The 18,205-nt window shown below is 73.6% G+C and carries 16 protein-coding genes, 1 tRNA gene and 2 pseudogenes; 13 read left to right on the top strand and 6 right to left on the bottom strand.

The window, feature by feature from the left end; genetic code table 11:
* Positions 1-8 precede the first annotated feature (8 nt).
* A pseudogene (locus ACWDAS_RS02685) lies at positions 9-428 on the top strand (SUKH-3 domain-containing protein); the annotation flags it as partial.
* A 31-nt stretch (positions 429-459) separates the two neighbouring features.
* Here ACWDAS_RS02685 and ACWDAS_RS02680 read toward each other — a convergent pair.
* The gene (locus ACWDAS_RS02680) at positions 460-1,782 is read right to left on the bottom strand and encodes a tetratricopeptide repeat protein (RefSeq protein ID WP_450386763.1); all 1,323 of its coding nucleotides are present in this window, start codon (positions 1,780-1,782) and stop codon (positions 460-462) included.
* 224 nt (positions 1,783-2,006) lie between these two features.
* Between ACWDAS_RS02680 and ACWDAS_RS02675 the strand changes: the two genes are divergently transcribed.
* Both ACWDAS_RS02675 and ACWDAS_RS02670 read left to right on the top strand, forming a co-directional pair.
* On the top strand, positions 2,007-2,360 hold the full coding sequence (locus ACWDAS_RS02675) for a hypothetical protein (RefSeq protein ID WP_450386762.1): 354 nt from the start codon (positions 2,007-2,009) through the stop codon (positions 2,358-2,360).
* Between the two features lie 34 nt (positions 2,361-2,394).
* Entirely contained in the window at positions 2,395-3,261 is an 867-nt protein-coding gene (locus ACWDAS_RS02670) for a spermidine synthase (RefSeq protein WP_450386760.1), read from the top strand.
* A gap of 15 nt (positions 3,262-3,276) precedes the next feature.
* On the opposite strand, the gene ACWDAS_RS02665 is transcribed toward ACWDAS_RS02670, so the two are convergent.
* The gene (locus ACWDAS_RS02665; RefSeq protein WP_450386758.1) at positions 3,277-3,828 is read right to left on the bottom strand and encodes a hypothetical protein; all 552 of its coding nucleotides are present in this window, start codon (positions 3,826-3,828) and stop codon (positions 3,277-3,279) included.
* 108 nt (positions 3,829-3,936) lie between these two features.
* Here ACWDAS_RS02665 and ACWDAS_RS02660 point away from each other — a divergent pair, with 108 nt between their 5' ends.
* Both ACWDAS_RS02660 and ACWDAS_RS02655 read left to right on the top strand, forming a co-directional pair.
* Positions 3,937-4,614 carry a response regulator transcription factor gene (locus ACWDAS_RS02660; RefSeq protein WP_450386756.1) on the top strand — a complete coding sequence of 226 codons (678 nt, stop codon included), beginning with the start codon at positions 3,937-3,939 and terminating at the stop codon, positions 4,612-4,614.
* The gene (locus ACWDAS_RS02655) at positions 4,611-5,999 is read left to right on the top strand and encodes an ATP-binding protein (protein ID WP_450386755.1); all 1,389 of its coding nucleotides are present in this window, start codon (positions 4,611-4,613) and stop codon (positions 5,997-5,999) included. Before ACWDAS_RS02660 ends, ACWDAS_RS02655 begins: the two co-directional genes overlap by 4 nt.
* Positions 6,000-6,073: 74 nt before the next feature.
* On the opposite strand, the gene ACWDAS_RS02650 is transcribed toward ACWDAS_RS02655, so the two are convergent.
* Complete coding sequence (locus tag ACWDAS_RS02650; protein WP_450386753.1) at positions 6,074-6,313, bottom strand: hypothetical protein; 240 nt, start codon at positions 6,311-6,313, stop codon at positions 6,074-6,076.
* A gap of 372 nt (positions 6,314-6,685) precedes the next feature.
* On the opposite strand from ACWDAS_RS02650, the gene ACWDAS_RS02645 reads away from it, so the two are divergent.
* On the top strand, positions 6,686-8,182 hold the full coding sequence (locus ACWDAS_RS02645; RefSeq protein WP_450386751.1) for a glycoside hydrolase family 18 protein: 1,497 nt from the start codon (positions 6,686-6,688) through the stop codon (positions 8,180-8,182).
* A 102-nt stretch (positions 8,183-8,284) separates the two neighbouring features.
* Here ACWDAS_RS02645 and ACWDAS_RS02640 read toward each other — a convergent pair whose 3' ends face one another.
* The gene (locus tag ACWDAS_RS02640; protein WP_450386749.1) at positions 8,285-8,968 is read right to left on the bottom strand and encodes a TetR/AcrR family transcriptional regulator; all 684 of its coding nucleotides are present in this window, start codon (positions 8,966-8,968) and stop codon (positions 8,285-8,287) included.
* Positions 8,969-9,228: 260 nt separating this feature from the next.
* On the opposite strand from ACWDAS_RS02640, the gene ACWDAS_RS02635 reads away from it, so the two are divergent.
* From ACWDAS_RS02635 to ACWDAS_RS02605, 7 genes and pseudogenes are all read left to right on the top strand, one after another.
* The gene (locus ACWDAS_RS02635) at positions 9,229-10,113 is read left to right on the top strand and encodes a phosphatase PAP2 family protein (protein WP_450386747.1); all 885 of its coding nucleotides are present in this window, start codon (positions 9,229-9,231) and stop codon (positions 10,111-10,113) included.
* Positions 10,114-10,193: 80 nt separating this feature from the next.
* Positions 10,194-11,288 carry a hypothetical protein gene (locus ACWDAS_RS02630; RefSeq protein ID WP_450386745.1) on the top strand — a complete coding sequence of 365 codons (1,095 nt, stop codon included), beginning with the start codon at positions 10,194-10,196 and terminating at the stop codon, positions 11,286-11,288.
* On the top strand, positions 11,279-12,820 hold the full coding sequence (locus tag ACWDAS_RS02625) for a hypothetical protein (RefSeq protein ID WP_450386743.1): 1,542 nt from the start codon (positions 11,279-11,281) through the stop codon (positions 12,818-12,820). The genes ACWDAS_RS02630 and ACWDAS_RS02625 overlap by 10 nt, the downstream gene beginning before the upstream one ends.
* Positions 12,817-14,142 carry an AAA domain-containing protein gene (locus ACWDAS_RS02620; RefSeq protein ID WP_450386741.1) on the top strand — a complete coding sequence of 442 codons (1,326 nt, stop codon included), beginning with the start codon at positions 12,817-12,819 and terminating at the stop codon, positions 14,140-14,142. The genes ACWDAS_RS02625 and ACWDAS_RS02620 overlap by 4 nt, the downstream gene beginning before the upstream one ends.
* A gap of 78 nt (positions 14,143-14,220) precedes the next feature.
* Positions 14,221-14,592: a hypothetical protein gene (locus ACWDAS_RS02615; protein ID WP_450386739.1), complete on the top strand. Its 372-nt coding sequence runs from the start codon at positions 14,221-14,223 to the stop codon at positions 14,590-14,592.
* Positions 14,593-14,703: 111 nt separating this feature from the next.
* Positions 14,704-15,315, top strand: a pseudogene (locus ACWDAS_RS02610) (bifunctional DNA primase/polymerase).
* Positions 15,306-15,378, top strand: a tRNA-Lys gene (locus tag ACWDAS_RS02605). The pseudogene ACWDAS_RS02610 and the gene ACWDAS_RS02605 overlap by 10 nt, the downstream one beginning before the upstream one ends.
* 161 nt (positions 15,379-15,539) lie before the next feature.
* On the opposite strand, the gene ACWDAS_RS02600 is transcribed toward ACWDAS_RS02605, so the two are convergent.
* Positions 15,540-16,772: a M6 family metalloprotease domain-containing protein gene (locus ACWDAS_RS02600; protein WP_450386737.1), complete on the bottom strand. Its 1,233-nt coding sequence runs from the start codon at positions 16,770-16,772 to the stop codon at positions 15,540-15,542.
* 4 nt (positions 16,773-16,776) lie between these two features.
* Complete coding sequence (locus tag ACWDAS_RS02595; RefSeq protein WP_450386735.1) at positions 16,777-18,033, bottom strand: M6 family metalloprotease domain-containing protein; 1,257 nt, start codon at positions 18,031-18,033, stop codon at positions 16,777-16,779.
* Between the last annotated feature and the right edge of the window lie 172 nt (positions 18,034-18,205).

Genomic DNA, 18,205 nt, shown 5'->3' with positions numbered 1-18,205 from the left:
ACGGCTGGTACGCCGGGCGGGACGTACGGGACCGAATCGACGGGCATCTCGCCCTCCGGCTGCGCGAGGCCGAACGCCAGGGTTTCCCGCTCACCGCGTCCGCCGCCGCTCTGGGGTTCCTGAGTTCGTACGGGCTGTTGCGCCTTCCGTACCGGGCAGCACCCGAGATCGCTCTCGTCGTCCGCCCGGACGTCGGGTACGAGGGTGACGCCGAGGATTTCGCCGAGCTCGGCGGCACCCTGCGCCGGCCGGTGTTCCCCGTCGGGTACGAGACCTCGGAAGGCGGGATCGTGCCGGTGGACGACCTGGGCCGGGTGTTCTACCAGCACCCCACCGGGCCGTACTTCCTGGGCCACGACGTCTACGAGGCCTTCGCCCGCCGCCTTTCCGGGAGCGCTCTGCCGGACGCGGAGGACTTCTACGTCTGACGCGGCCCCCGTCGCGCCGGAGCGCGTCGGATCACGCCGGCCGTGACTCCGCCTGCCTGCGCAGGAATTCGGCGACGTCCTTGCGCCGGGAGTACGGCTGGAGGGTCTGGGCGGTGGAGGAGAGCATGCCCCGCACGCGCGGGGACTGGACGCGGCCCAGGAGGTCCAGGACGCGGATGCCGGCGTCCGTGGCCTCGTCGATGTGGCGGGCGGAGGCGAGGTTGTCGGCGAGCTCCGCGGTGTACAGCGCGGCGTTGCGCGTGAAGTGCGGCGCCCGCAGGCCGACCGCGCGCCGAGCGTGCTCGACGGCGCGGTGGTGGTCGCCGAGGGCGGACCAGGACTGGGCTTCCAGCCCGGCCAGTTCGGCCTCGCCGTAGAAGGTCATCCACTCGGGGTCGGCGGCGCAGGGGCCGCGGCCGAAGAGGGACTGGGCGCGGGCGAGGGCCCGTTCGCAGCCGGGGCGGTCGCCGAGGCCGGCCCAGCCGCCGGCCTCGCGGAGGGCGAGCAGGGAGAGCAGGCGGGGCGAACCGAGGTGGCGGGCGGCCTGCTGGGCGGCCTGGGCGGCGCGGACGGCCTCGCGGGGGCGGCCGGCGTCGCGGGCGAGGAAGGAGGCGTTGCAGAAGGCGTGCGCCTCCAGGGCGCGGTCGCCGGCCATGCGGGCGGTGGCGAGGGCCTCGCCGTAGAAGGAGCGGGCGTCGGCGAGGCGCCCGGAGTCGTGGGCCAGCCAGCCCACGGAGATGGCGAGTTCACCGGCGCCGCCCATCAGGTCCTCGGCCACGGCCTGGCTGTAGGTGCCCTCGTCGAGGAGACGGTAGGCGGCGCCGAGGGAGTGGCCGGCCTGGCGGTAGAGCGCGCCGGCGCCGTGCCGGTCGTCGTGCAGGCGGATCTCGCGGACGGCCGCGCGGACGGCCCGGGCCTGGGGTCTGCCGACCTTGTGCACCGGCTCCGCCGCGGCGGCGGGCCCCAGCATCAGGGTCGTGGCGATGGCGGCCGGGCCGCCGGTCATGAACGCGCGACGCAGCACGTCGCTCTCCTCGTCGGTTTCGGTCTCGTACGGGGCCGGCCGCGGTGCCGGAGCCGCCGCGACGCGCCGGCCGCGGACCAGTTCGCGCGGCTCGAAGCCCATGGCGGCGAGGTCGCGGCCGGGGAACATGTGCCGGAAGACCCGCTCGTAGGCGTAGTTGGGGCAGCGGATCTCCCCGGACTCGACACGGCCGATGTAGCGGGCGTCGCAGCTGACCTGCTCGCCGATCTCCCGCCCCGCGCGGCGTACGGCGGCGGCGAACTCACCGGGGGACCGGTCTCCGCGCAGGCGCCGGAAGGCTGTGTTGGGGGTGGAAGGTGACGAGTGCATCGCCGGGCTCCCGTTGGACGGTCGGTGCGGTGCCGGGTGGCGGCGCGACGACCGTACTCGGTGTGAGGGGCCGAGTACCGGGGGTTTAGCTACAAAAGGGATATCCCACCCTCCATTCGCCATGAAACGCCACCCTTGACGGCGTTAGGAGGGCGTAGCTGTTGACGTCCACACGCGTTGGACACCGTGCAACCCCACCCGTCCGACCCCAAGGAGGGTTCGCCTTGTTGGACGAGCCATGGGATCTGGTCACCGTCCCGGCCCGGCAGGGGCTGGAGGCCGTGGACCTGCTGCGCATGCGGACCGGCCTGGGGCCGGTGCTGCACGACAGCGCGGGCGACAGCCTCGGCTTCCTGGTGCCGCCGGGCACGGCCGACGGCTGGGACCTGCCCGGCAGCGCGTGCACGCAGACCGCGGGCCGCGGCTTCTGCGTCCCCGGCGAGCTGCGGGAGCCCCCGGTGGCGGGGACGGGCTGGCTGGTGCCGCCGCAGACCGACACCGCCGTCACGGACCCGGCGGTCCTGCGGGCCGCGCTGGGTGAGGCGGCCCGGATGATCGAGCTGGCCGACCGGCTCTGAGCCCGGCCCTCCGCCCGCCGCTCATACTGGGTGCATGGCGGCACCGCGCAGGACGAGAGCGACGAAGGCACCGGAGGGCATACGGGAGCAGGTCGGCGGGGGTCTGGCCGAGCTCGTGCCGGACCGGGACCGGGCGCGCGGCTGGTCGCTGCTGATCGACGGGGCGCCGCAGTCGCACGTGGACCTCGACGACCCGGAGTACCTCGACTTCTCCTACCAGCGCAGGCTCGGCCACGTCGTCGATCTCGCCGCCCCGCCCGGCCGTCCACTGCGCGTGCTGCACCTCGGTGGCGGCGCGCTGACCCTGGCCCGCTACACCGCCGCGACCCGGCCGCGCTCGACGCAGCAGGTGGTGGAGCTGGACACCGCGCTGGTGGAACTGGTGCGGCGGGAACTGCCCTGGGACCGGACCTGGCGCATCAAGGTGCGCGGCGGCGACGCCCGCGCGGGCCTGGCCAAGGTGCCGGAGGGCTGGGCGGACCTGGTCATCACGGACGTCTTCGGCGGGGCCCGTACACCGGCCCATCTGACCAGTGCGGAGTTCCTCGCGGAGGTGCGGCGGGCGCTGGCGCCCGGCGGGCTGTACGCCGCCAATGTCGCGGACGGCGGGCGGCTGGAGTTCCTGCGGGCGCAGATCGCCACACTTCGGGCGTGCTTCCCGCACGCGTGCCTGGCCGCGGACCCCGCGGTGCTGCGGGGACGCCGCTTCGGCAACGTGATCCTGGTGGCCGCGGACGGCGAGCTGCCCGTCGCGGAGTTCACCCGGCGGGTGGCCTCGGACCCGCATCCGGGGCGGGTCGAGCACGGACGGGAGCTGGACGCCTTCGCGGGCGGCGCGGCTGCGGTCACGGACACCACGGCGGCGGCCTCACCCGCTCCGCCGGAGTCGGTGTTCCGCTAGGGCCCGACTCCCGGACTAGCCCCCGGTGTTCTGCGCGATGTAGGTGTCGACGGTGGGCGGATGCCCGTTCCAGGTGCAGAACAAGGAAGAGGTCGTGCTGGCCGAGACGAAGTCGATCCGGATCCACTCGGGCTGCTTCCAGACCTTCATCTCCCAGCCGGAGTCGGGCGTCGCCGAGACCAGGGTCGCGGAGCTCTCACCGAGGTCGAGCACGACCCGGCCGCCCTCGACCGTGTAGCTGTGCACATTGCCGGTGTCGGCGGACGAGGACGTGGCGGGGGTGGGCGAACCCGGCGGGCGGGCCGGTGCGGTGGACGGGGTGCGCGGCGACGCCTTGGCGCTCTTCGCCGGCGCGGAGGCCCCCGCCTCGGCGCGGTGGGCGGCCGCGGGGCTCGGGGACTGCGTGGCGGCGGCGACCTTGTCGGAGACGGGCTCGGAGATGGGCAGGGCTCGCGGCGGGTCGTACGCCGTGCCCGCCAGCACGTGGTGGACGCCGAACCACGACAGCGCGACGGCGGCGCTCGTGGCGAGCGTCCACGCTCCGGCGTGCGCCAGTGCTTTTCGCATCCGCCCATAGTGCCGGACGCACCCCCGAAGCGGAGCCTGGGGTTGCGCTTCCGTTCCTGACGTGCTCGCGCCCACCCGCCATCCCCCCGATGGGCTAAGTTGCGGGCCATGGCAAGTGTGCTCGTGGTCGAGGACGACCAGTTCGTGCGCTCCGCCCTCATCCGGCACCTCACCGACGCCGCGCACACCGTACGGAGTGTGGGCACGGCCCTGGAGGCGCTGCGGGAGGTCGCGCAGGTCGGTTTCGACGTGGTGATCCTGGACCTCGGCCTGCCGGATCTGGACGGGGCCGAGGCGCTGAAGATGCTGCGCGGCATCACGGACGTGCCGGTGATCATCGCGACGGCCCGGGACGACGAGTCGGAGATCGTACGGCTGCTCAACGCGGGCGCCGACGACTACCTCATCAAGCCGTTCTCGGTCGAGCACCTGTCGGCGCGGATGGCGGCGGTGCTGCGCCGCTCGCGCGCTCGGGAGACGGACCGGGTGCTGCGGGTGGGCGGGCTGCAGATAGACGTCCTGCGCCGGCAGGCCGTGCTGGACGGGATGCCGCTGGACCTGACCCGCCGCGAGTTCGACCTGCTGTCCTTCCTGGCGGCCCGGCCGGGCGTGGTGGTGGCGCGGCGCGAGCTGCTGTCGGAGGTGTGGCAGCAGTCGTACGGCGACGACCAGACCATCGACGTCCATCTGTCCTGGCTGCGCCGCAAGTTGGGCGAGACCGCGGCCAGGCCGCGCTATCTGCACACGCTGCGCGGGGTGGGAGTGAAGCTGGAGCCACCGCTGTGAGGTGGGCGCTGGTCAAGGTCTGCGTCGCGGTGACGGCCATGGTCGTCGTCGCCTTCGCGGTGCCCCTCGCGCTCACGGTCAAGGAGATGGCCCGGGACCGGGCGATCGGCAACGCGGAGCGGCAGGCGGCGGCGATAGGACCGGCGCTGGCGATCACCACCGACCGCATCCAGCTGGAACGGGCGGTGGCCTCCACGCAGGCCGGCGCGGACGGCCGCATCGCGGTCCGGGTGCCGGCCACCGAAAGCACGGCCGGGGTGGAGATCGGCGATCCGCACGCACCCGTCGCCGACCTGGACCGCGCCTCGGAACTGGGCCGGGCCTCCACCGTCCCGGTGGCCGGGGGCTACGCGCTGCTGCAGCCCACCGCGGTGAGTTCGGGTTCGGTGGCGGTGGTGGAGGTGTTCGTCCCGGACGGAGAGGTCAGCCGCGGGGTCACCACCGCTTGGGCCGTGCTGGCGCTGGTGGGCGTGGGCCTGATCGTCGGGGCGGTGGCGGTGGCGGACCGGCTGGGCACCCGGATGGTGCGCCCGGCCAGGCGGCTCGCGGACGCCGCGCACGGGCTGGGGCGCGGGGACCTGACCGTACGCGTCCCGGAGGACGGGCCGGCCGAACTGCGCTCCGCGGCCGTCGCGTTCAACGCGATGGCGGACCAGGTGGTGCAACTGCTCGCCAACGAAAGGGAGCTGGCCGCCGACCTGTCGCACCGGCTGCGGACCCCGCTGACCGTGCTGCGGCTCAACGCGGCCTCGCTCGGCGACGGCCCCGCCGGGGAGCAGACCCGGCACGCGGTGGCCCAGCTGGAGCGCGAGGTCGACCAGATCATCCGGACCGCCCGGGCCCAGCAGGCGCAGAACCAGCCGGTCGCGGTCGGCTGCGACGCGGCCGAGGTGATCCGCGAGCGGATGGCCTTCTGGTCGGCGCTCGCCGAGGACCAGGGGCGCGAGGTGAGCACCGCCGGTGTCGAGCGCCCGGTGCGGGTGCCGGTGGCGCGCACCGACCTGGTGGCGGCGCTGGACGCGATGCTCGGCAACGTCTTCCGGCACACCCCCGAGGGCACCGCCTTCGCGGTGGACGTGCACAGCAGCCAGGACGCGGTGATCGTGCTGGTGTCCGACGCGGGACCGGGCATCAAGGACCCGGCGGCGGCGCTGCGGCGCGGCCAGGGCGCGGGCGGCGACGGCTCGACAGGGCTCGGGCTGGACATCGTACGGCGGCTCGCGGAAGCGACCGGGGGCGATGTGCGGCTCGGCTCGTCGGTGCTGGGAGGGGCGGAGATCCGGGTGTGGATCGCGCTCCGGCCGGCCGCGGCGGGCGGAAAGCGGAACCACCGGGTCGGGCGCCGCAGACGGCTGGGGCGGCCCGCCGCGGCCACGGAGGTGTGAACGGCAGACGCCGGGCGGCTCTCGCCACCCGGCTGGACTGGAATTCGGTTCGGATACCGCTACGGTCTTTCCGTTCAGCCCCAGTAAACGTCGCAGGCTTCGTAGTAGTAATAGTATTCGTCCTCCCCGGAATAACAGTAGTCGTCACTGACGTATCCGCTGACGGCGCCGGCCCGCTGCTGGGAGGCCTGCGTCACCACGGTGCCGGCCTGCGCCGGCGCCGGGGCGGCGAACGCGGTGGCGGGGATCAGGGCGCTTCCCGCGGCCAGGGCGGTGGAAGCGGTGAGGACCATCAGACGCTGTGTGCGAGTCATCGGAATTCTCCTTGCCTGAGGAATTACGGAGAGGACAACGTGCCGGACAATCCGGTCCGGAAGTCCACTTCGGGTTCCACCTCTGCGTGAACCCGTGTCTCCATTGACCCCGGCCCGGCGCCCCGCGTCATGCCCCTGGATTTCGGGGCTTGACAAACACCGCCGGCCCGATGTCCCCGTCGGCACCGCTCGGCATGGCGACGGTGCCGCCCCGCGCGCTCGGGGCCGGCCGGCCGCCGGTGGCACCGTGCCGCCCACAGAGGTCTGAACCTTTAACCGGCCCCGATGGCTCCCTTAAGCGCGCCATAAGAAATCGAACACCCGCACACCTCAGGGCATTTGTCCGAATCGGCATCGCTAGCGTGCCGCTCCATGAGGAACTCACATCGTCGTCGTCCCACCCGCAAGGTCGCCCTCCTCGGGGGTGTGACCGCGGGCGCGGTCGTCGCGGCCGGAGCCTTCGCGCTCGCGGGTTCGGCCCAGGCCGCCACCGTCGGCGCCGCGTACAGCAAGGCCAGTGACTGGAGCACCGGGTACACCGGCCAGTACGAGATCAGCAACTCCTCGAACGCGACGCTGTCCGACTGGACGCTGAGGTTCGACCTGCCCGCGGGCACGAGCATCAGCTCGCTGTGGAACGCCGCCTACACAGTGTCCGGGCAGCACGTGACCGTGAGGCCCGCCGGCTGGAACAAGGACATAGCCGCCGGCAAGACGACCGAGGTGGGCTTTGTGACGAAGTCCGCGGGGAAGGCGGGCGACCCCGTCAACTGCCTGATCAACGACGTGAAATGCTCCGTCGACGACGGCGTGACCGCCTCCCCCAGCGGTCGTCCCACCGCCACCGCGAGCCCGACGGCCACCGCCTCCCCCACCACGTCCCCGACCACCGCCCCGACGAAGACGGCGACGCCGACGGCCACCGCGACGCCCACGGCGACCGCGAGCCCCACCTCCGGCAACGGCTCCCCGTCCTCCGCCGGCTTCGCGCCGTACGTCGACACCTCGCTCTACCCGGCCTTCGACCTGCTCGCCCACTCGCGGGCGACCGGCGTGAAGCAGTACAACCTGGCCTTCATCACCGACGGCGGCGGTTGCACGCCCAAGTGGGGCGGGGTCAGCGACCTGGCGAGCGACGGGGTCGCGGCCCAGATCGGCGACCTGCGCAAGGCAGGTGGCGACGTCCGGGTCTCCTTCGGCGGCGCGTCCGGCTCCGAGTTGGCGACCACCTGCTCCTCGGCCTCCGCACTGGCGGCGGCGTACGCCAAGGTCGTCGACACCTACAGGCTCACCAAGGTGGACTTCGACGTCGAGGGCGGTGCGATCGCCAACGCCGCCGCCAACACCCGCCGCGCGCAGGCCATCGCGCAGCTCCAGGCGGGCCACAGCGGCCTGGAGGTGTCCTACACCCTGCCCGTGATGCCGACCGGCCTCACCCAGGACGGCGTCAACCTGCTCGCCGACGCCAAGGCCCACGGCGTGCGGATCTCCGCCGTCAACATCATGGCGATGGACTACGGCGCCTCGTTCAGCGGGGACATGGGCGGCTACGCCGTCGACGCGGCCACCGCCACCCAGGGACAGCTCAAGAGTGTGCTCGGGCTCTCGGACGCCGCCGCCTGGAAGGCCGTCGCGGTCACCCCGATGATCGGTGTGAACGACGTCGCCACCGAGGTCTTCAAGGTCGACGACGCGACGCAGCTGGTGACCTTCGCCACGTCGAAGGGCCTGGGCGGGCTGTCGATGTGGTCCGGCACCCGTGACAAGCAGTGCGCGGGCGGCGCCAAGAACTTCGCGGACGCGACCTGCAGTTCGATCCTCCAGGAGGCGAACGCCTTCTCCAAGGCCTTCGCGGCCTACGGCGGCTGAGACCGCGGCACCAGACCATCCCGCTCCCCCCACACACGAGCGCCCCGGCCGGCAGTTCGGCGTCCCCGCCCCGGCCGGGGCGCTCCTGTGCGCCCTCGGCGCTCAGGTGCGGAGCAGACCGTCCAGAAAGACGGCGAGCCCGGCCTCGTACTGCGTCCGGCCCGACTGCTGTGCCGTGACGAGCTCGGAGGCCAGCCCCGCGAGCGAGGGATAGCGGTCCGGCGGCAGGTCGGCGAGCCGGCCGCGGATCCTCTCGCGCAGCCCGGCCGCGGCCTCCTCGCACTCGGCGCGCTTGCGGCGCACCGCCCAGAGCGCGGCGCCGACCGTGTACTGCATGAGGGCCACCTGGGCGCGCGCCGCCGCGGCCGGGTCCAGTCCCGTGGCGCACAGCAGACAGAGCATCCGGTCGATGACGGCGATGGCCTCGTCACCGCGGAGCGGGCGGCTCGTCAGCAGCTGGAGCGCGGAGGGATGCTCACTGAAAAGCCGGTACACACCGACACAGAGTTCAATAAGCTGCTCGCGGGGCGCGCCGGAGTCGGGGGGCAGCTCGATCTCGCCGAGCAGCTGTTCGTTGACCGCGTCGATGATCTCGTCCTTCCCCCTGAAGTGGGAGTAGACGGCCATCGTGCCGACGCCGAGCTCCTGGGCGAGCGCGCGCATGGTGAAGGCCTCGGGCCCGTGGCGGTCGAGGAGCGCGACGGCGGCGTCGAGGATGCGGTCCGGGTTCAGGGTGTTGCGGGGGATGCGGCGCCGTGGGGAGCGGGCCGGCGGAGTCACGGTCATGAGGGATGTGTGTCCGGTCGGGGGGAATCGTGGGTGAGCGGTTGGGTGGTTGAGCGGTTTCCTTGATTCTCCCGCGTTCCCGGGCAACCCGGGGAGGATGCGGGGCGTCTTTTCGCACGTCTTCCCGAGCACAGCCGTCTGAATCCCGGACGAATCGGGGGTGAAGGGAATAGGCGGGGGCGGTGCCCGGGTTGGTTAGCGTACGTCGTACGGTAGACCGGAACAGCTCTGACAGGGACAGATGGGGGGAGAACGGCCGGATGACCATGATCACCACCGCCCCGCGGGCGTCCGCCTACCGGGGCGGTCTCCGCTGGTGGACCGAGCTGCCGCTGATCGCGGTGGTGTACGGGCTCTACACCGCGGGCCGTCTCCTCGTGCGCGGCGACGTGGGCCGGGCAGTCGACCACGGCATCGCCATCCTCCACCTGGAGCGCGCACTCCAGCTCGACCCGGAGCGCTGGCTCAACTCCCTCTTCAGCAAGTACCGGACGCTCGGCGTGTCCGCCGACTTCTGGTACGCCTCGCTCCACTACCTCGTCACCCCGCTGGTGCTGGTCTGGCTCTGGCGCCGGCGGCCGACCGTCTACCGCGTCGCGCGCACCTGGCTCCTGATCTCGACCCTCATCGGCCTGATCGGCTTCACGCTCATGCCCACGGCGCCGCCCCGCCTGCTGGCGGCCGGCCACGGCTTCGTCGACACCATGGCGGAGTACGGCTCGTACGGCTGGTGGGGCGCCGAGGCCAGCGCCCCGCGCGGACTGGGCGGGATGACCAACCAGTACGCCGCCATGCCGAGCCTGCACGTCGGCTGGTCCCTGTGGTGCGGCATCATGCTCTGGCGCCACGGGCGCACGCCCTTCGTCCGCGCCCTGGGCGTCCTCTACCCGGTGGGCACGGCCCTCGTCGTCATGGGCACCGCCAACCACTACCTGCTGGACGCCCTCGCCGGTGTCGTCGTGATGGGGATCGGCTTCCTGCTGGCACGCCCCGCACTGGGTGCGGTGGACCTCATACGGGACTCGGTCCGCATCCGGCTCGCGACACCGCGGCACGCCTCCTCCACGGTCGTCGCGACCTCCCGGGACATCGCCCCCGCGGAGGTCGGGATCCTGCCCAGCCCGGCGGGCGAACCGCGGCGCTGACACTCCCGGGCGGGGCCCGCGGACGGGCACCGTCCGCATCGGGGCCCACGTTGTCGGTGGGGGGTGCGAGACTTGCGCGGGTGAGCACTACGCACGATCTGCGAGAGCGGCTGGCCGCACTGCGCGGCCCGACGACGGTGCCGCGCCCGATGGACGCGCGCGCCCTGGCGGCACTGGCCGCGAACCCCGGGTGCCGGCGCCGGGCGCTGCTGGACGCCGCCGGGGTGGACAAGGCGGCCGTGGCCCGCGTGCTGGGGAACCCCACCCCCTTCGGCCAGTCGCAGTTCGCGTTCGTGCGGGGCCACGCCTTCGAGGCCCGTGTGAAGGCCGACGGCTGTGCCGAACTGCTGCGGCTGCTGGGCGCCCCCGAGAACGCGGACGTCGCGCTGCCCGATCTGACCGCCCCCGGCCCCGAGGGCCGGGTCGCCCGCACCCGCCTCGCGCTCAAGGAGGCGACCGCGGCAGGCCGGTGGACGCTGCTCGACCATCCCCTGCTCGTGCTCGAGGTCGCCGACTCCCCCGCCTACCTCGAGCCGGACGCCATCGCCGTGCGCCCGGACGGCTCGTGGACTGTGGTGGAGGTCAAGTCGTTCCCGATCCTGGACGGTTCCGCGGACGCCGTGAAGGTCGGCGCCGCGGCCCGCCAGGCCGCGGTGTACGTACTGGCGCTGGAACGGCTGGGGTTCGGCAGCCCGGAGCACCGGGTCCTGCTGGTGTGCCCGAAGGACTTCTCCAACCTGCCCGCCGCCGAGTTCGTCGACGTGCGCAAGCAGTTGTCGGTCACCCGGCGGCAGCTGGCCCGGCTGACCCGGATCGAGGAGATCGCGGACACCCTCCCGGAGGGCACCACCTTCGACCTGCGGCCGGCCGACGACGGCAAGACGGCGACCCGCCCCGCCGCGGAGATGTGCGACGCGGTGGACCTGCTGCCCGCGGCGTACGCGCCCGAGTGCCTGGCCGCGTGCGAGCTGTCGTTCCACTGCCGCGAACAGGCCCGGGCGCGGGGCGCGGTGGAGGCGCTCGGCCGCGGCGTGCGCGGTGAACTGGGCGCGCTGACCGGCGTGGAGCAGGTGCTGGCGGCCGCGCTGGGCACCGAGGGCGATCCGGCGGATCCCGCCGTCGCCGCGCTGCGGCGGGCGCAGGCCCTGCGGACGGAGGCGCTGGGATGTCGCTGATCTCGGTGCTGGCCCGTGCGGAGGCCATGGCGACCGGGCGGGCGACCCCGCTCGCGACGGTGCGCCACCGCCATCTGTCGGACCGTCCGCTGGTGTTCGTCCCGCTGACGACCGCGGGCGAGGTCGGCGCCCCCCTCGGCGCACTGGTCGGCACGGACCGGGACGCGCCGACGCTGCTGGCGGTGCCGCAGCCGCGCGACCGCGATCTGCGCTTCGCCTTCCTGGCGGAGCTGGCGCAGGTGGTGCTGCCGTACCTGGAGTCCTACGCGGACGACACGGAGACCGAGCCGGCGACCCGCAACCGGGAAGAGTCGGAGGTCTGCGCCGACGCGCCCCAGATCGTGGTCGCGAACACCCCCGCGGCGGAGTACGTACGGCTGCTCGGTCGTTCCACCCGCTTCCGCCGCACCGCGGAGGACGATCCCGACGAGCCGCACCCGGTCCCCGCCCGGGTGCCGCTGCTCGGCCGCTGGCTCACCCACTACGGGGAGCGGGCCCGCACCCCCGGATCGGCGCTGCTGCTCCCGGCCACCGAGCTGCTCACGCGGCACTGGGCGACCGGTCAGAGCAACCTCGAGGACCAGCACCTGGGCGCGCTGCTGGCCTGGATCGACCCTCCCCACGCCATGACGGGCGCGGAGGCGGCCCGCCGGGCGGAGTCGCACCGCGGCCCGGACAACCTGCTGGAGTGCCCGCCCGCGGGCCCGGCGACGGATCCGGTCTTCGACAACACCGTCCTCGCCCCGGCCACCGCCCGCTACGACGCGGGGGTCGCCGGCTCCGGCGAGGAGATCGCCCGCCTGCTGGCCGGCCAGATGCGGCCCACCTGGGACGCGGTGTGGCGGGCCCTGGACCTGCTGCGCGAACTGCCCGAGGGCGCGCACGTCGCGGACCGCTGGAAGCGGGACCGCTGGTCCTACACCTCCCACCGGGACCGGGTGCGCGCCGGGGAGCCCCCGCAGCCGCGCCGCGACGACGCGGTGTCGGCGGCGCAGAAGCTCGCCGGGCGGGAGACCGCGCAGGTGCGCCTGGAGGCCCAGGAGGCTCTGGACGACCCGCTGGTGATGGCGGGGCGGCGGCTGGCCGGCGAGGCCTTCGCGGGCGAGGTGGACCGGGTGGAGATGGCGATGAGCGAGGGCAAGGTGCCCAAGCCGCGCCCGCTGGTGACGGTTCTCACAGAGGACCGGCCGCATCTGGACGAGGACGCCAGGCTCTACCGCGCGCTGCCCGACGGCCGCACGCAGCAGGCCCAGTTCGTGGAGTGGGCCGGGCCCGGGGCGGTGCTCCTGCGGGTGGTGAACGGCATGGGCCGCGGCAAGGTCCCCGAGCCCGGCACGGTGCCGGGGGAAGGCGACCGGGTGTGCTGGACGTTGTTCGAGCATGCGCCGCGTGGCGGCGCGGGGCTGCCGGAGCCGGAGGACACCCCGTGGACCCACGGAGGGCCCCCGGGTGCCGCGACCGCGGGTGCGACCCCGGACGCCGCCGCCGTCACCGAGAGCCCTGACCCCGCGACCACGGAGGACTATCTGTGAGCCCGGTGAGCGACGCCGCCCAGGCGGCCGGCACCGCGACCGAGCGGATCCTGCACGACACCCTGCACGGTGCGCATCGCGGCGTCGTCGTGGACTCGCCCCCCGGGGCGGGGAAGTCCACGCTGGTGGTGCGCGCCGCCCGCGAGCTGGTCGCGGCGGGCGAGTCCCTGATGGTGGTCGCCCAGACCAACGCGCAGGTGGACGACCTGGTGGACCGGCTGGCCACCGCCGACCCCGGGCTGCCGATCGGCCGGCTGCACGGCAGCGACTCGCCGCCGGACCCGGTGCTCGACCGCCACGAGGCGGTGATCAAGTCCACGAAGGCGGCCGATCTGGCCGGGGCCAAGGTGGTGATCGCCACCGCCGCGAAGTGGGCCTATGTGAAGGACACGGAGCCCTGGCGGCATGCCATCGTCGACGAGGCGTACCAGATGCGTTCGGACGCGCTGCTGCAGGTCGCCGGGTTGTTCGAGCGGGCGCTGTTCGTCGGCGACCCCGGCCAGCTGGACCCGTTCAGCGTGGTCGGCGCCGAGCAGTGGGCCGGGCTGAGCTACGACCCGTCGGCGAGCGCGGTCGTCACCCTGCTGGCCCACAATCCGGGGCTGCCGCAGCACCGGCTGCCGGTCTCCTGGCGGCTGCCGGCCTCCGCCGCGCCGCTGGTCTCGGACGCCTTCTACCCGTACACCCCGTTCCGCAGCGGTACCGGTCACGGCGACCGGCGGCTCACCTTCGGCGTGCCCGGGGACGGCTCGGGCCCCGACCGCGTGGTGGACGAGGCGGCCGCGTCGGGCTGGGGCCTGCTGGAGCTGCCCGCCCGGCACACCCCGCGGACGGACCCGGAGGCGGTGCGCGCGGTCGCACTGGTCGTCCGGCGGCTGCTGGACCGCGGCGGCGTCGCGGTCTCCGAGCGGGGCCCGGCCCCGGTCGGCCCGGACCGGATCGCGGTGGGCACCGCGCACCGGGACCAGGCGGCGGCGGTCCGTGCGGCCCTCGCCGAGCTGGGTGTGACCGGCGTGGCGGTCGACACCGCCAACCGGCTGCAGGGCCGTGAGTTCGACGTCACCGTGGTGCTGCACCCGCTGTCGGGACGCCCCGACGCCACCGCGTTCCACCTGGAGACGGGACGGCTGTGCGTCCTGGCCTCACGGCACCGGCACGCGTGCATCGTGGTGTGCCGGGCGGGGGTGTCGGAGCTGCTGGACGAGCACCCCTCGACGGAGCCGGTGCAGCTGGGCGTGACCGTGAAGTTCCCGGACGGCTGGGAGGCCAACCACGCGGTGCTGGCCCACCTGTCCGAGCACCGCGTGACCTGGCGGCCGTAGCGCGCCGATCGGCCGTCCGGGGGCGCTCTTGCGCGGGGCGGGACAATGGAAGGCGCTGACGAACCTGGAGGTATGTTCATGTCCGAGCCGCAGTCGGCTCACAGCGCGGCCGGCAAGCAGCCCGCCCCGCGTCTGAAACCCGCCCAGCTGCTGTTCGAACCCGCGGCCCTGGCCGAGGACGAGGAGCACTTCTTCGACCTGGAGTCCATGGAGGACCCCCGGGAGCTGCTGGCCCGCTCCACGGAGCTCGCCCTCGCCTTCCGCGCGGCCGCGGACCGGGCGACGGAGTTCCAGGCCATAGCCGCGGCCCAGCTCGCCGACCCCAAGCGTTTCGACCGGCTGACCCCCGCCGCCATCGGTGAACAGGCGGGCTGGTCGGAGGATTACGCCAAGCGGATGATCGAGTTCGGCGAGGGCCTGATGCGGGGCGGGGACGCCGCGCTGTCCTGACGACGCACCCGGCATATGCGTGGGGTCAAGGTACCCGACACATGGCGGGCGTGTCCGGCCTTCGACCGTTGTCGCGTAGCGAAACGTTCACTCAGGGTAGTTGTATGGGTCATGAGTGATTGGCAGTGGCACACATGGCCGGGGGGCGTGTTGGAGTCCGCCTCCCACCCATATCGGCACGCGCAGTACCCCACCCCCGACGGGGCCGACTGGCTGGCCTCGGCCAGCACCTTCCCGCGCAGCGTGCGGGCGCTGTGGTCCGCCCGGCCCGCGGCACCCAGCGTGCTGCCCTGCGGGACGGCCTTCGACGCGGTGAACCTGCCGGCCCTGTTCGGCCGCCGGGTCCTGGAGCAGCTGTGGTCCTCGGGCCCGGGCTCCGGCCCGGCCGCCACGCACCGCGGCCGGATCCTGCTGCTCGCCGAGCCGGGGACCGCCGCGCGCCTCCCCTCGCTGCTGGCCTGGGAGGAGTGGGGGCTGACCGTGCCGCCCGTGCTCTGCCACGGGAACGGGGACTCGGTGGCCCTGCCCCCGCCGTACGCCGAGGCCGCCGACGGGCGCTCCCGCTGGCTGGTCGCCCCCGACACGCGCCGTCCCTGGCTCCCGGGGGCCGACATCCTGCTGTGGGCCTGCGTCCGGGCGGCCCGCGCGGAGGGCAGCTGATTATCGATTTTCACCCGCCCGCAGGCGGATGCTAATGTCTACGACGTCAGCGAGCGCCGCTAGCTCAACTGGCAGAGCAGCGGACTCTTAATCCGCGGGTTCGGGGTTCGAGTCCCTGGCGGCGCACTTACGGCAAGCCCGTTGACCTGGGCGCTCTCCTTCACGGAGGGCGCCTTTTGTCATGCGCGGGCTGTCGCACGATCACCCACCCGGTACGCCGCTCCGGGGAACCGCAGTGCGGATGCCGCCGGCCGTCGCCCGGGACGCGGTGCGCGGCTCGGGCTGCCTCAGGAGGCGTCGCGCATCGGGCGGGAGGTCGTGATCCGCACGGTCCAGCCGTCGTCGTCGGGATCGCGGCCGAGGACGTCGACGGTGAGTCCGCGCTCGGCGTCGGTGAAGTGCCCGCCGGAGGCGAAGGGCGCGTCGTTGAGCGAGTTGAAGGTGGCGCTGCTGTACTCGCAGGCGGTGCTGCGCGGGTTGGCGTCCTCGACCGTGACGGGGCCGCGCCCCGAGTCGACGTCGGTCCGCACCTGGTAGATCAGGACGCCCTCGCGGCACGCCTCGCTGTCGTTGCCGCGGGCGGCGCGCGCCTCGATGACGTACGCGCGGGTCCGGCCGAGGGGGATCACGGCCGCCTTGCGGCCGCCGGGCACCTCGAGCGGTGTCAGGTGCACCGAGCGGGCGCCGGGGTCGCGGACGCACACGATCTGCCAGTCGTCGAGCCAGCCGAGGCGCCATTTGTGCCAGGCGAAGAGATCGCCCTGCAACCCCCAGTCCAGCGACATGCCGTCCCACTGGCCGGCGAGGGTGTCGGTGTGCCCGAAGTCCTTGACGGAGTACAGGTCGGGCAGCCCGAAAGCGTGGCCGTTCTCGTGGCTGAGCACCCGTGCGCCGGACTGGTCGTGGCCGTAGACCAGCGAGACCCGGTCCAGTCCTGTGCCGTCGTCGGTGGTCGCGGCGGAGGCACCGGTCCAGGTCACCGAGAGCACGGCCTGTTCGGTGGGCGGCCCGGCGTTGGGCGTGACGAGGACGTTGACCAGGTCGTATCCGGAGAAGTCGATCTGCCGGTCGGCGACCCGCAGCAGGTCCCGCATCATGGCCGTGTGCGTCCGCCATCCGTAGCCGCGCCCTATCCCGTACGAGCCGAAGGGACGCGGCATGCGGATGTAGCGCAGCACCGGCGTGGAGTCGTAGCGCAGCCTGCCGTACGAGGCCCGGTAGAACCACTGCCGCACGGCGGGGAAGAACTCCCGGTAGCGGGTGCGGGCGCTGTACGGGGCGCGTCTGTCGGGGAAGTCGATGAAGAGGGTGAGCGCCCGCACCTCGCCGGTGGCTGCCGCGAACTCGTGGTCGGCCGCGCCGCCGAACCCCTCGGACATCGTGACGCCGGGCGCGGCGCGCAGCGCGCAGGGACGGTCGGCGGGCGGGGCCGCCGCGGGTTCGCCCTGTGTGGCGGCGGTGCTGCCGGCCGCGAAGAGGAGCACGGAGGCCAGCACCGCGAGCGCCCTGGGACCGCGCATCTGCTCAGCCCTGGGTGACCTGGACGGTCCAGGATCCGTCGGAGTGGCGGTCGGCGACGTGAACGCGTGCCGCGCGACCGAAGGCGTACGTCTCCCCCACCCCGAGCGGCGCGTCGGCCAGCGGGGGATAGACCGAGGACTCCCAGCAGCCGCCGGTGCCCGGGTGGGCGTCGACGACGTCGACGGGGCCGCCGCCGGACGGCACGTCGGCGCGGACCCGGTACATCAGCACGCCCTGGGAGCAGGTCAGGCGGTCGTTGCCGAGGGGGGCGCGGGCCTCGATGGCGATGACGCTGTCCAGCCCGGCGGGCAGCACCAGGAGCTTGGTGCCGCCGGGCTGCTCCACCGGGCTGAGGCGGAAGGTGTGCGTGCCGCTCTCGGAGACGCAGCGGACCTGCGAGCGCCCGAGCCAGCCGAGCTTCCACTTGTGCCAGGCGAAGAAGTCCGGGGCCAGACCGAACTGACTGCCCATGAGGTCCCAGTCGCCGACGTGCGTGTCCCAGTCGGCGTCGCTGCCCGCGGGCGGGCGGTAGTAGAGGTCGGGCAGGTCGAAGGCGTGCCCGGTCTCGTGGGCCAGCACGTTGATGTCCGGCGGATGGCTCTCGAAGACGGTGACGAAGCGGCGCAGGTCCGTGCCGTCGACGCGGACCGGTCTGCCGAGGTTGACGACCTTGGTGGCGTCCGGGTCGACGCCGGGCGCGTCGGGGTCGGCGACCAGGTAGACGACCGAGTAGCGGGAGAAGTCCACCTGGCGGTCGGCCGCCACCACGGCGTCCCGCAGGTAGCGTGCGCGCTCCCCGGGGTTCCAGTCCCGGCCGATCCCGTAGTCCGTGGACGCGGAGGGCATGCGCAGCCAGTACGGCAGGATGTGCGGCCGCAGCCGGAAGGTGCCGTACGAGGACCGGGCGAAGTAGCGCGAGGTGGCCGGGAAGTGATCGGCCGCCAGTTCGGCGGGGCTGACGGTGGGGGCGGCGTCGGGGAACGCCAGGAACACCATCAGGGCGTCAACGTCGCCACGGGCCCGCGGATAGGCGGCGTTCCAGGCGCTGACGCCCTCGGAGTGGTGCGCCCGGGTCCGCGGCAGGGCACAGAACGAGGAGTCGATGCCCCCGGCCGCGGGGCCGGTGACCAGCGTCCATGCGACGACGGCCGCGAAGACGCTGGCGGCGGCGATCGCTGCGCGCAGGCCGTCGGGGGCATGCCCGCGGGCGCGCCGGCGGAACCGCCGATGCGCACGTATGGGTAGCCCTGACAGCGGCACGTGGACCTCCCGTACGGGGTCGGGACACCCACATCACGCTGCTACGGTTTGCGACGGTTTGCCCCGTTGTGCTGCGCCGGCCGGGTTACCGTCCGATCACTACAGTGCGTAATGAGTGACGAAAAACGATCAATAGAATTCAGCGGCCAACCACAAATGATCAAGAGCGCAT

It is taken from the genome of Streptomyces sp. NPDC001070, assembly GCF_053598835.1.
The sequence above is the reverse complement of the archived record's forward strand: the minus strand, read 5'-3'. Positions and strand labels throughout refer to the sequence as shown.